Origin of the sequence: Streptococcus sp. HMSC34B10 (assembly GCF_001839505.1) — a bacterium.
Classification (GTDB): Bacteria; Bacillota; Bacilli; order Lactobacillales; family Streptococcaceae; genus Streptococcus; species Streptococcus peroris.
The window spans coordinates 21,642-33,723 of sequence record NZ_KV841545.1 but is presented as its reverse complement, the minus strand read 5'-3'; the positions used below and the strand labels follow the sequence as shown (position 1 = coordinate 33,723).

Sequence of the window (12,082 nt, the reverse complement as noted above, 5' to 3'; positions counted from 1 at the left end):
TATTTACCATGTCTACTTAAGAGGTATCATATCAATATCAGGTGCCTTTTGACTATTAGAAGAGGCCTTTGACCTTATCTACAAGACCGTCAAGTCCTTCTAAACCTGAAACCAATGCTTGCGCTTGGCTAAGGTAGTCACCGAGTTGGTCCTTGTTTTCTTCAACAAATGTTTTTGCTGCAGAAAAATCTTTTTTCTCAACGAGTTCTTTTACTTGATGAAACAAATCTAATGGATTCATGAGTTTCCTCTCTTTTTACTTCATTATTCAATCATTTTTGTTCAAATCTTGCAAGAAACTTGACTATTCAAATAAAGTTCATGGGTGTCAAATAGTGTAAAATTTGATATAATTTTTAGTGATGAATGTTAGAAATGATCGGTATGTGGTTGTAGATTTAGAAGCAACAAGTACTGGAAGCAAGGCAAAAATCATCCAAGTGGGAATTGTAGTCATTGAAGACGGTGAGATTGTTGAGCAATATGCCACTGATGTCAATCCGCATGAACCCTTGGATTCTCATATCAAAGAATTAACGGGTTTGACTGATAAGCGTTTAGCAAAGGCTCCAGAGTTTTCTCAGGTAGCTGGAAAGATTTTTGAACTGGTCAAAGACGGTATTTTTGTTGCGCATAATGTCCAGTTTGATGCCAATTTATTATCAGAATTCCTCTTTTTTGAAGGTTATGAATTACGCACACCTCGTATCGATACGGTTGAGTTGGCTCAAGTATTTTATCCTCAGCTTGAAAAGTATAATCTTGGAATTCTCTGTAAAGAGTTAGGGATTTCTCTTGAGCAAGCTCATACAGCTTTATCAGACGCCCAAGCAACTGCAGAACTATTTCTTTGCATGAGACAAAAAATGTTTCAGCTTCCAAAAGGTTTGTTGGAACGTTTATTGAGTTTGTCAGATAGCTTATTGTACGAATCTTATCTGGTCATCGAGGAAGTCTATCAAAAGCAGTCAATCCTAGTTGAACATGACTTGGTAGAGGTGCAAGGCCTATTCTTAAGAAAAGAGAAGCCAGTCCTTTCTCCACGCAAACTCTCAAAAGATTTCGAGACCAATATTTCCTTGTTGGGTTTGGAAGAGAGAAAACTGCAAAAATGTTTCGCTCAAAAGGTTCAAGAGTGCTTGCAAGAGGAAGCCATTTCCTTTATTCAGGCTCAAACCGGGATTGGAAAAACCTATGGTTATCTCCTACCGGCCTTGTCACTTGAACATGAAGAGGGCATCCTGCTCAGTGTTCCAACTAAAATCCTTCAAAATCAAGTGATGCAAGAGGAGGCAAAAAGACTAGAGGAGATTTTTCATATCTCTATCCACAGTCTCAAAGGGCCACAGAATTACTTGAAACTAGATGCTTTTTATGAGGTGTTGGAGGAAGAAGAATCTAATCGTTTGTATACGCGTTTCAAGATGCAACTCCTAGTTTGGTTGACTGAAACAGATACTGGGGATTTAGACGAAATTGGGCAGCTTTATCGCTATCAGCAATTTTTGCCGAACTTGGTACACGATGGCAACCTTCACAAAGACTCTCTCTTTTGGCTAGAGGATTTTTGGAGACGTGGTCAGGGAAAAGCGCGTTCTTGTAAGTTGCTAGTGACCAATCATGCTTACCTCGTTACTCGACTTGAAGATGATCCGAGTCTTCTAGAGGGACGTCTCTTGATTTTAGATGAAGCTCAGAAAATCTTGCTGACCTTGGAAAATCTTTCTCGAAAATCTTATTTGCTTACAGATTTGCTAGAACAATTAGACCAAGCTCTATCTACTGAAGAAGGCATGCTTGAAAGACGTCTGCTAGAGAGCATTCGTTTTGAGCTTTCTTATCTGCTGGAGCAGTTTCTATCTGGTAAACGTAAGATGTGCCCAGCTAGTAGCATTGATAAGCTTCGACAGGATTTCTCAGAGTTGAGTCTCGCTGAGTTTAAAGACTATCAGAGATTTTTCTCGTCTGAAGGAGAATTTTGGTTATCAGTTTCAGAACTTTCGAGTAAAAAAATCGAGATTACCTCTAGTCGCAATCAGCGTTTACTATTTTCTCAGATATTTCCAGAATTCTGTCAGCTTCTCGGAATCTCTGCAACCCTAGAAATTAGTAGTAGAGTTTCCTTGCCAGAATTGTTAGGTTTTCCTCAAGCCAGCTTTTACTACCTTGACGAACAGTTTCAAGAAAATCAAGAAATTTTCTTGGTAAATGATTTTCCATTGGTGACTGAGGTTTCGAATGACGAGTATGCTCAAGCAATTGTGGAAGTTCTAGAAGATTTGTCCTACCTCGAAGAACCGATTTTAGTCTTATTTACTGCAAAAGATCTATTGTTGCAGGTATCAGATAGTTTGAGGATTTCCCATCTAGCCCAGTATAAGCACGGGGAACCAGCTCAATTGAAAAAACGCTTTGAAAAAGGAGAGCGTGAGCTCTTACTTGGAGCTGGAAGTTTCTGGGAAGGTGTTGATTTTTCGAGACATCCTCGGGTTATTGAAGTGGTGACACGTTTGCCCTTTCAAAATCCAGAGGATCCCTTCACCAAAAAGATGAATCAAGAACTCCGTTTGGAAGGGAAGAATCCTTTTTATGATTACCAACTTCCTATGGCAATTATTCGTCTCAAGCAAGCAATTGGAAGAACCATGCGTCGAGTGGGGCAACGCTCTGCAGTTCTGATTCTAGATAGCCGCATGGCAAGTAAACGATATGGCAAACAAATCAGCAAGGCCTTGTCTCGCACTAGTCGAGTAAGGAATATTAGTCGAGAGCAAGTATTTGTCAACGTTCAAGATTTTTTAAATAAACAACGAAATGAATACCAGAAAGAATGAAGGAGACCGTTATGAAGCGTTCATTCGACTCTAGGGTCGATTATAGTTTAATATTACCAGTATTTTGTTTGTTGGTAATCGGAGTTGTAGCGATTTATATAGCAGTAAGTCATGACTACCCAAACAATGTTTGGCCTATACTTGGGCAACAACTGGCATGGATAGCCCTAGGGATTATCTTTAGTTTTGTAGTCATGTTTTTTAACACAAAATTTTTATGGCAGTCCACTCCCTATTTATACGGTCTAGGTCTTGCCTTGATGATCTTGCCTTTGGTTTTTTATAATCCAAGTTTAGTGGCTGCAACAGGTGCTAAAAACTGGGTGTCATTTAGTGGGTATACGCTTTTTCAACCTTCCGAATTCATGAAGATATCTTATATCTTGATGCTGGCTTATGTGATTGTAATGTTCACTAAAAAATATAAGGATAGAGAACGGACGATTGGTTTAGATTTCCTTTTGATTTTTTGGATGATTATTTTTACGATTCCAGTTTTAGTGTTACTGGCTTTGCAAAGTGACCTTGGGACGGCAATGGTTTTTGTCGCAATCTTTGCAGGTCTTGTCTTATTATCAGGGGTTTCGTGGAAGATTATCATCCCAGTCCTTGTATCGGTTGTATCAGCAATTGCGGGATTTTTAGCTATCTTCATCACAAAAGATGGCCGTACCTTTATGCATCAGCTTGGGATGCCGACTTATCAGATTAACCGTATCTTAGCTTGGCTCAATCCCTTTGATTATGCTCAGACAACTACCTATCAACAGGCACAGGGGCAAATTGCAATCGGTAGTGGTGGTGTATTTGGTCAAGGCTATAACGTGTCCAATCTCCTCATTCCAGTTCGAGAGAGTGATATGATTTTCACAGTTATCGCTGAAGATTTCGGTTTTATTGGTTCAGTTGTTGTGATTGCACTCTATCTGCTCCTCATCTATCGCATGTTAAAGATTACTCTGAAATCTAACAATCAATTTTATACCTATATCTCCACTGGATTTATCATGATGCTCTTATTCCACATCTTTGAAAATATCGGTGCGGTAACAGGACTCCTTCCTCTGACGGGGATCCCCTTGCCATTCATTTCTCAAGGGGGGTCGGCTATTATCAGTAATCTCATCGGTGTTGGTCTGCTATTATCTATGAGTTATCAAACACACCTAGCTGACGAAAAGAGTGGTCGAACAAGATTTAAACGTAAAAAAGTTGTGTTGAAAAAAGTGAAATAAGGAGGTCGCTATGCCTAAAGTTGCAGTTATCCTAGCAAATGGTTTTGAAGAAATTGAAGCCTTGACGGTCGTAGACGTCATGCACCGCGCACATATCACCTGCCATATGGTAGGATTTGAAGATAAAGTGACAGGATCCCATGCTATTCAAGTTCAAGCCGATCGAGTGTTTGATGGTAATTTATCAGAGTATGATATGATTGTCCTTCCAGGAGGTATGCCTGGCGCTGCCCACTTGCGGGACAATGAACAATTAATCACTGAACTCCAAAAATTTGAGAAAGTTGGTAAAAAGGTGGCGGCCATTTGTGCAGCACCAATTGCTTTAAATCGAGCAGGTCTTCTAGAGGGAAGAAACTTTACCTGCTACGATGGCGTCCAAGATCAAATTGCTGACGGTCACTACCATAAAGAAACAGTAGTCGTAGATGGCAACATCATTACGAGCCGTGGACCAGCAACAGCTTTAGCTTTTGCTTACCACTTGGTTGAGACACTGGGTGGAGATGCTGAGTCACTAAGAAATGGCATGCTCTACACAGACGTTTTTGAGAAATAAAAAGGAAACTGAGAAGGATCTTTCTTACTTGAGGAGATTCTTCTCTTTTTTAAGGTCAAAATCAAGCTAAACATCGCTTTTTTCATAAAAAAATGATATAATAAAGGGTATGAAATATCACGATTATATCTGGGATTTAGGTGGGACTCTGCTTGATAATTATGAAACATCTACAGCCGCTTTTGTGGAGACATTAGCAGAGTTTGGAATTGAGCAGGAACACGACTGTGTCTACGAAGCTTTGAAGGTTTCGACTGCCTTTGCCATCGAAAAGTATGCTCCAGAAATTGAAAACTTTCTTGAGAAATATAAAGAAAACGAAGCTCGTGAGCTTGAACACCCAGTATTATTTGAAGGAATTCCTGCTCTCTTGGAAAAGATTTTAGACCAAGGTGGTCGTAATTTCTTAGTTTCTCATCGAGATAATCAAGTGTTGGAGATTCTCTCAAAAACCAAAATAGCCACCTATTTTACAGAAGTAGTGACAGCTAGTTCAGGATTTAAACGTAAGCCAGATCCTGAATCGATGATTTATTTACGTGATAAGTATCATATAACATCAGGTCTAGTCGTTGGTGACCGTGCCATTGATGTAGAAGCAGGACATGCTGCAGGTTTAGATGCCTATCTCTTTGAGAACGTTGTGGCCTTAAAACAAGCAATAGACATGTAAGAAAAAGGGGAAAAATGACAGAAGATATTAAAAACCAACAGGCACAAGATTATGATGCCAGCCAAATTCAAGTTTTGGAAGGTCTGGAAGCTGTTCGTATGCGCCCAGGAATGTACATTGGTTCAACTGCCAAAGAAGGTCTTCACCACCTAGTGTGGGAAATCGTAGATAACTCTATCGATGAGGCTTTGGCAGGATTCGCTAGTCATATCGAGGTCTTTATTGAACCGGATAATTCGATTACAGTTATTGATGATGGTCGTGGAATTCCAGTTGATATCCAAGAAAAAACAGGGCGTCCTGCCGTTGAAACAGTCTTTACTGTTCTTCACGCCGGAGGGAAATTTGGCGGTGGCGGTTACAAGGTTTCAGGTGGACTCCATGGTGTAGGTTCGTCCGTTGTAAATGCCCTTTCAACCCAGTTGGATGTTCGTGTTCACAAAAACGGAAAGATTCATTACCAAGAATACCGTCGTGGACATGTTGTTGCTGATCTCAAGGTGATTGGAGATACAGATAAAACGGGAACAATCGTACACTTTACACCAGATCCAGAAATTTTCACAGAGACAACAACATTTGACTTTGACAAATTAAATAAACGTATTCAAGAGTTAGCCTTCTTGAACCGTGGCCTTCAAATCTCAATTACTGACAAACGTGAAGGACTTGAACAAACCAAACATTATCACTATGAAGGTGGTATTGCGAGTTACGTTAAATATATTAACGAAAACAAGGATGTTATCTTTGATACACCAATCTACACAGATGGTGAAATGGATGATATCACAGTCGAAGTTGCTATGCAGTACACAACTGGTTACCATGAAAATGTCATGAGCTTCGCTAACAATATTCATACCCATGAAGGTGGAACGCATGAACAAGGTTTCCGTACAGCCTTAACTCGTGTCATTAACGACTATGCTCGTAAAAATAAACTTCTAAAAGATAACGAAGATAACCTAACAGGTGAGGATGTCCGTGAAGGTTTGACTGCTGTCATCTCTGTGAAACATCCAAATCCACAGTTTGAAGGTCAAACCAAGACGAAACTTGGAAATAGTGAAGTTGTGAAGATTACCAATCGCCTCTTCAGCGATGCATTTTCTGACTTCTTGTTGGAAAATCCACAGATTGCTAAGCGTATCGTTGAAAAAGGGATTTTGGCTGCCAAAGCGCGTGTTGCTGCCAAACGTGCGCGTGAGGTTACACGTAAGAAATCTGGTTTAGAAATCTCAAATCTTCCAGGTAAATTGGCGGACTGTTCATCAAATAATCCAGCTGAAACTGAACTTTTCATTGTCGAAGGAGACTCTGCAGGAGGTTCTGCAAAATCAGGACGTAATCGTGAGTTCCAAGCTATCTTACCAATTCGTGGTAAAATCCTTAACGTTGAAAAAGCGAGCATGGATAAGATTTTAGCTAATGAGGAGATTCGCAGTCTTTTCACAGCTATGGGGACAGGATTTGGCGCTGAGTTCGATGTTAGCAAAGCTCGCTATCAAAAACTGGTTATCATGACAGATGCCGATGTCGATGGAGCTCATATTCGTACCCTCTTGTTAACTCTGATTTATCGTTATATGAAACCTGTTTTAGAAGCGGGTTATGTTTATATTGCACAGCCACCAATCTACGGTGTTAAAGTTGGTAGTGAAATTAAAGAATATATTCAACCAGGAGCAGAACAAGAAACCCGCTTGCAAGAAGCGTTGGCTCGCTACAGCGAAGGTCGTTCTAAACCAACCATTCAACGTTATAAAGGACTTGGTGAGATGGATGACCACCAACTTTGGGAAACTACGATGAATCCTGAACATCGTCTCATGGCCCGTGTATCAGTAGATGATGCAGCCGAAGCAGATAGAATTTTTGATATGCTTATGGGAGATCGTGTAGAACCACGTCGGGAATTTATTGAAGAAAATGCGGTATACAGTACCCTTGACGTTTAAAAAAATTGGAAAATAGTTCCCAAGGCTTGAAAAATATGATATAATCAGTACATTGTGTCAAGTATAAAAGGAGTTTGATATGTCAGATAATCAGTTGATTATTACCTTGATTGGAATCGCAGTTCTGCTTCTTATTGCTTTTGCTGTAGCAATTTTGCTTCGTAAACGTAATGAGAGTAGACTTACAGCTTTAGAAGAAAAAAAAGAAGAACTATATAACCTTCCTGTTAATGATGAGGTAGAGGTTGTAAAAAATATGCATCTGATTGGTCAAAGTCAGGTTGCCTTTAGAGAGTGGAACCAAAAATGGGTTGATTTGTCTCTTAACTCTTTTGCAGACATCGAGAACAACCTCTTTGAAGCTGAAGGATTCAACAACTCATTCCGTTTCTTGAAAGCTAAGCACCAAATTGATCAAATTGAAAGTCAAATCGAACTTGTTGAAGAGGATATTGCTGCAATTCGAAATGCTTTGTCTGATCTAGAAAAACAAGAATCAAAAAATAGTGGACGTGTATTACATGCCCTAGACTTATTCGAAAAACTACAAAATACTGTAGCTGAAGATTCAGAAAAATATGGTCAAGCTCTTCCAGAAATTGAAAAACAATTGGAAAATATCCAATCCGAGTTTTCTCAATTTGTAACCTTGAATTCATCAGGAGATCCGGTTGAAGCAGCAGGAATTTTGGATAACGTAGAAAATCATATTTTAGCTTTGACACATATCGTTGAAAGAGTTCCGGCAATCGTGACCAAGCTGTCTACTGAATTACCGGATCAACTTGACGATTTAGAAGCAGGTTATCGTAAGCTCTTAGATGATAATTATCATTTTACTGAAACAGATATTGAATCTCGCCTTCAACTACTATATGAAAACTTGAAAAACAATCAAGAGAATATTCGTAAGTTGGAACTAGACAACGCTGAGTATGAAAATACCCAGACTCAAGAAGAGATCAATTCGCTTTATGATATTTTTACACGTGAAATTACTGCTCATAAAGCTTTCGAAAAATTGGTGGCTACCCTTCCTACATATCTACAACACTTGAAAGAAAACAATCAAGTATTGGTAAAGGATATCGAACGTCTTGGAAAAACCTACTTAATTTCTGAAAGTGATGTGAATAAAGTTCGTCGCCTTCAAACAGATATCTCGACCTTGAATACAACGATTGAAGAAGCGACTAACGATCAAACTGAAGTTACAGAAGCATATTCTGTCTTGCAAGAACGTTTCGAAAATCTCCAATCTACATTGAAGGATATTGAAGATAATCAAATCGCTGTTAGCGAACGTTTAGTCAAGATTGAAAAAGATGACATCAATGCTCGTCAAAAAGCAAATGTATATGTTAACCGTCTTCATACTATCAAGCGCTATATGGAAAAGAGAAACCTTCCAGGAATTCCACAGAATTTCTTGAAGCTCTTCTTTGATGCAAGTCATAGTACAGAAGACTTGATGGCTGAGTTGGATCAAGCGCAAGTGAATATAGAATCTGTCAATCGTATCCTTGAGATTGCTACAAATGATATGAACATATTGGAAGAAGAAACCTACAGTATTGTCCAAAATGCAACACTAACAGAACAATTGCTTCAATATTCTAACCGTTACAGATCATTTGATGACCGTATTCAACAAGCTTTCCAAGAAGCCTTGAATATCTTTGAAACAACCTTTGATTATCAAGAATCTTTTGAAAAAATCTCTCAAGCATTAGAAGTTGCTGAACCTGGAGTAACGAGCCGTTTTGTTACTTCTTATGAGAAAACAAGAGAAAGTATTCGTTTCTAGTCTCTAAAAGAACTCTAGAATTAGCTAGGGTTCTTTTACTTAACTTTTTATATTAAACATGAATTTATTCCATATTTTCATTGAAATTATAGCACTGATTTGATATGATAAAACTATGACAAACAAGAGATTACCCCAAAAGACAGTTAAGAAAAAAAATAATAAAAAGCTAGGAAATCTTGTGTTGATTTTGTTCTTCATAATGTTAGCACTTGGTAGTATGATTACTTATAAAGTGTTGAGCAAGCAAGCCTTTGAACAGAAAATTGAAAGTCTCAAGAAGGAAAAAGAAGATGCATATGCACAAGGTAGCCAAAAGGAGCATTTTCGCAAGGAAAAATCAGAGATTATTACTTATTATCCACAGGTAGGAGCTAGTATTATTTCTTCTGCCAAGGATGCAATTGTAAAGGATATCACTGACAAGGTCGAAGGAAAAGACCAGTTGATTTTTTATTACTCAGAAAAAGGAGATTCTTCTCTAAATGGTATTGAGAATCGCCTGATTAAAAAACAAGCTTATGATTTAGCTCATTCAAAAGTCGTTGAGCTCGAAAATACTACTCTCGATCAGGTATATCTAAAAGAAGATGGTTCAATCTTTACGCTGGACCAACTCTTTACAGATACAAAAAAAGCAAAGGAAAAATTACTAGAAGATCTTAAGACTACTCTCCAAGATAAAAAAGTAGATCAATCATTGGTTGATCAAGTTTCAGCTGATTTATCAGCTGCAGAATTGTCAAGCTGGAGATTTGCTTACAAAGATAGTCAATTAGTTCTTTATCCTGTTAAATCAACTGATAATGTGGAAGAAATAGCGATGCCTATTTCAGATTTCTTTGATTTTATTCAAACTTCTTATCTATCAGATAAGGATGCTGAACTTTATAAAAAAGTGCAAGCAGAAAAACATAAAAAAGTTGTTGCCTTGACCTTCGATGATGGTCCAAATGCAACTACAACACCACAGGCATTAGATATATTAGCTAAATATAAAATCAAAGCAACTTTCTTTGTACAAGGGAAAAATGTCGCTGGTAACGAAGCAATTCTTAAGAGAATGAAGGCTGAAGGTCATGAAGTGGGTAATCACAGCTGGGATCACCCAGTCTTAACAAAACTTTCCTTGGAAGATGCTAAGAAACAACTTACGGATACAGAATCAGCAATTACCAGTGTGCTTGGAACAAGTTCAAAATTGATGCGTCCTCCTTATGGTGCCATTTCAGATGATATCCGCAATAGTCTTGATTTAAGCTTTATCTTGTGGGATGTTGATAGTCTGGACTGGAAGAGTAAAAATGAAGCTGCAATTTTGGCAGAGATTCAGCGTCAGGCAAGTAATGGTTCGATTATTTTAATGCATGACATTCATCAAACGTCAGTCAACTCATTACCGAAAGTCATTGAGTATTTACAAGGGGAAGGTTATAGCTTTGTCACAGTCTCTGAATTGTTGGGTAACCATGTGAAACCACATGAAATTTACTATTCACGTAATCAATAAAGTCAATTCTTAGGTGATGGATTCAATTCTTTTACCTTGATAAAGTAAAAAGATAATTTTTTATCTTGACAAGTAGGGAAAAACTTGGTATCATATAAAAGTTGAGAAAAGCAGAAGTGAGAACTTCTCGCCTTGCGACTAACGTTGTCTGGCCCCTACGGATCAAGTTTCAGAAATGAACGATAATCATGTAGTGCGGATTTGCGTTAGCAAGTCCGCTCTTGTTTTTCTCTAAATTAAAAAAAGAGGTGAAAACCATAGCAAAGCAAGACTTATTCATCAATGATGAAATTCGTGTACGTGAAGTTCGCTTAATCGGTCTTGAAGGTGAGCAATTGGGTATCAAACCACTAAGCGAAGCGCAAGCACTTGCGGATGAAGCTAATGTGGACTTGGTTCTCATTCAACCTCAAGCTAAACCTCCTGTAGCGAAAATTATGGATTACGGTAAGTTCAAATTTGAGTACCAGAAGAAGCAAAAAGAACAGCGCAAAAAACAAAGCGTTGTGACCGTGAAAGAAGTTCGTTTGAGCCCAGTAATTGACAAGGGTGATTTCGATACCAAACTTCGCAATGCTCGCAAGTTCCTTGAAAAAGGAAACAAAGTAAAGGTATCTATTCGCTTTAAGGGACGTATGATTACCCATAAAGAAATTGGTGCAAAAGTTTTAGCCGACTTCGCTGAAGCAACTCAAGATATTGCTATCATCGAACAACGTGCTAAAATGGATGGACGTCAAATGTTTATGCAATTGGCGCCAGCAACTGACAAAAAATAATTGTCAGAAAGTTAAATAAAGGAGAAAAAATCATGCCAAAACAAAAAACACACCGCGCATCAGCTAAACGTTTCAAACGTACAGGTTCTGGTGGACTTAAACGTTTCCGTGCTTATACATCTCACCGTTTCCACGGAAAAACTAAAAAACAACGTCGTCATCTTCGTAAAGCATCTATGGTGCATGCAGGAGATTTCAAACGTATCAAAGCAATGCTTACTCGCTTGAAATAATCGCGTATTCGTAAGTAAAGAATTCTAGGAAATATTGGAGGAAATATAAATGGCACGTGTTAAAGGTGGCGTTGTATCACGCAAACGTCGTAAACGTATTCTTAAATTAGCAAAAGGTTACTATGGAGCTAAACACATCTTGTTCCGTACTGCAAAAGAACAAGTAATGAACTCTTACTACTATGCATACCGTGACCGTCGTCAAAAGAAACGTGACTTCCGCAAATTGTGGATTACACGTATCAATGCGGCAGCTCGTTTGAACGGACTTTCATACTCACAATTGATGCATGGTTTGAAATTGGCTGAGATCGAAGTTAACCGTAAAATGCTTGCTGACTTGGCTGTTAACGATGCAGCAGCTTTCACAGCTCTTGCAGATGCAGCTAAAGCAAAACTTGGTAAATAATGTATAAAAGTTTCATTTCTACTCTTGTGGTTTAAGCTACGGGGGGGAAATGAAGCTTTTTTTATTTTCATGAAATGGACAG

Annotated in this window: 11 protein-coding genes and 1 other annotated feature; of the genes, 10 read left to right on the top strand and 1 reads right to left on the bottom strand. The window is 38.5% G+C overall.

Annotation, left to right across the window (positions count from 1 at the left end):
- Positions 1 to 55 precede the first annotated feature (55 nt).
- Positions 56 to 241: a hypothetical protein gene (locus HMPREF3237_RS01360; RefSeq protein WP_070888594.1), complete on the bottom strand. Its 186-nt coding sequence runs from the start codon at positions 239 to 241 to the stop codon at positions 56 to 58.
- Positions 242 to 362: 121 nt separating this feature from the next.
- Between HMPREF3237_RS01360 and HMPREF3237_RS01355 the strand changes: the two genes are divergently transcribed.
- The 10 genes from HMPREF3237_RS01355 to rplT all read left to right on the top strand — a co-directional run bounded on the left by HMPREF3237_RS01355 (position 363) and on the right by rplT (position 12,000).
- Positions 363 to 2,834 (top strand): bifunctional DnaQ family exonuclease/ATP-dependent helicase, encoded by a 2,472-nt coding sequence (locus HMPREF3237_RS01355; RefSeq protein ID WP_070888593.1) that lies wholly within the window; start codon positions 363 to 365, stop codon positions 2,832 to 2,834.
- A gap of 11 nt (positions 2,835 to 2,845) precedes the next feature.
- Positions 2,846 to 4,069, top strand: coding sequence for an FtsW/RodA/SpoVE family cell cycle protein (locus HMPREF3237_RS01350; RefSeq protein WP_070888592.1), 1,224 nt, complete (start codon positions 2,846 to 2,848; stop codon positions 4,067 to 4,069).
- Between the two features lie 10 nt (positions 4,070 to 4,079).
- Positions 4,080 to 4,628: a DJ-1 family glyoxalase III gene (locus HMPREF3237_RS01345; protein WP_070888591.1), complete on the top strand. Its 549-nt coding sequence runs from the start codon at positions 4,080 to 4,082 to the stop codon at positions 4,626 to 4,628.
- 109 nt (positions 4,629 to 4,737) lie between these two features.
- Positions 4,738 to 5,301, top strand: coding sequence for an HAD family hydrolase (locus tag HMPREF3237_RS01340; protein ID WP_006145878.1), 564 nt, complete (start codon positions 4,738 to 4,740; stop codon positions 5,299 to 5,301).
- A gap of 14 nt (positions 5,302 to 5,315) precedes the next feature.
- Positions 5,316 to 7,262, top strand: a complete 1,947-nt coding sequence (gyrB, locus tag HMPREF3237_RS01335) for a DNA topoisomerase (ATP-hydrolyzing) subunit B (RefSeq protein ID WP_070888590.1) — start codon at positions 5,316 to 5,318, stop codon at positions 7,260 to 7,262.
- 79 nt (positions 7,263 to 7,341) lie between these two features.
- Positions 7,342 to 9,069: a septation ring formation regulator EzrA gene (gene ezrA, locus HMPREF3237_RS01330; protein WP_070888589.1), complete on the top strand. Its 1,728-nt coding sequence runs from the start codon at positions 7,342 to 7,344 to the stop codon at positions 9,067 to 9,069.
- Between the two features lie 115 nt (positions 9,070 to 9,184).
- Positions 9,185 to 10,579 carry a peptidoglycan-N-acetylglucosamine deacetylase PgdA gene (pgdA, locus tag HMPREF3237_RS01325; protein WP_070888588.1) on the top strand — a complete coding sequence of 465 codons (1,395 nt, stop codon included), beginning with the start codon at positions 9,185 to 9,187 and terminating at the stop codon, positions 10,577 to 10,579.
- Between the two features lie 102 nt (positions 10,580 to 10,681).
- Positions 10,682 to 10,812: a sequence feature (ribosomal protein L20 leader region), on the top strand.
- 15 nt (positions 10,813 to 10,827) lie between these two features.
- Positions 10,828 to 11,358, top strand: coding sequence for a translation initiation factor IF-3 (gene infC, locus HMPREF3237_RS01320; protein ID WP_025168719.1), 531 nt, complete (start codon positions 10,828 to 10,830; stop codon positions 11,356 to 11,358).
- A gap of 32 nt (positions 11,359 to 11,390) precedes the next feature.
- Positions 11,391 to 11,591: a 50S ribosomal protein L35 gene (gene rpmI / locus HMPREF3237_RS01315; RefSeq protein ID WP_003003453.1), complete on the top strand. Its 201-nt coding sequence runs from the start codon at positions 11,391 to 11,393 to the stop codon at positions 11,589 to 11,591.
- Positions 11,592 to 11,640: 49 nt separating this feature from the next.
- Positions 11,641 to 12,000: a 50S ribosomal protein L20 gene (rplT, locus tag HMPREF3237_RS01310; protein ID WP_000124830.1), complete on the top strand. Its 360-nt coding sequence runs from the start codon at positions 11,641 to 11,643 to the stop codon at positions 11,998 to 12,000.
- Positions 12,001 to 12,082 lie beyond the last annotated feature (82 nt).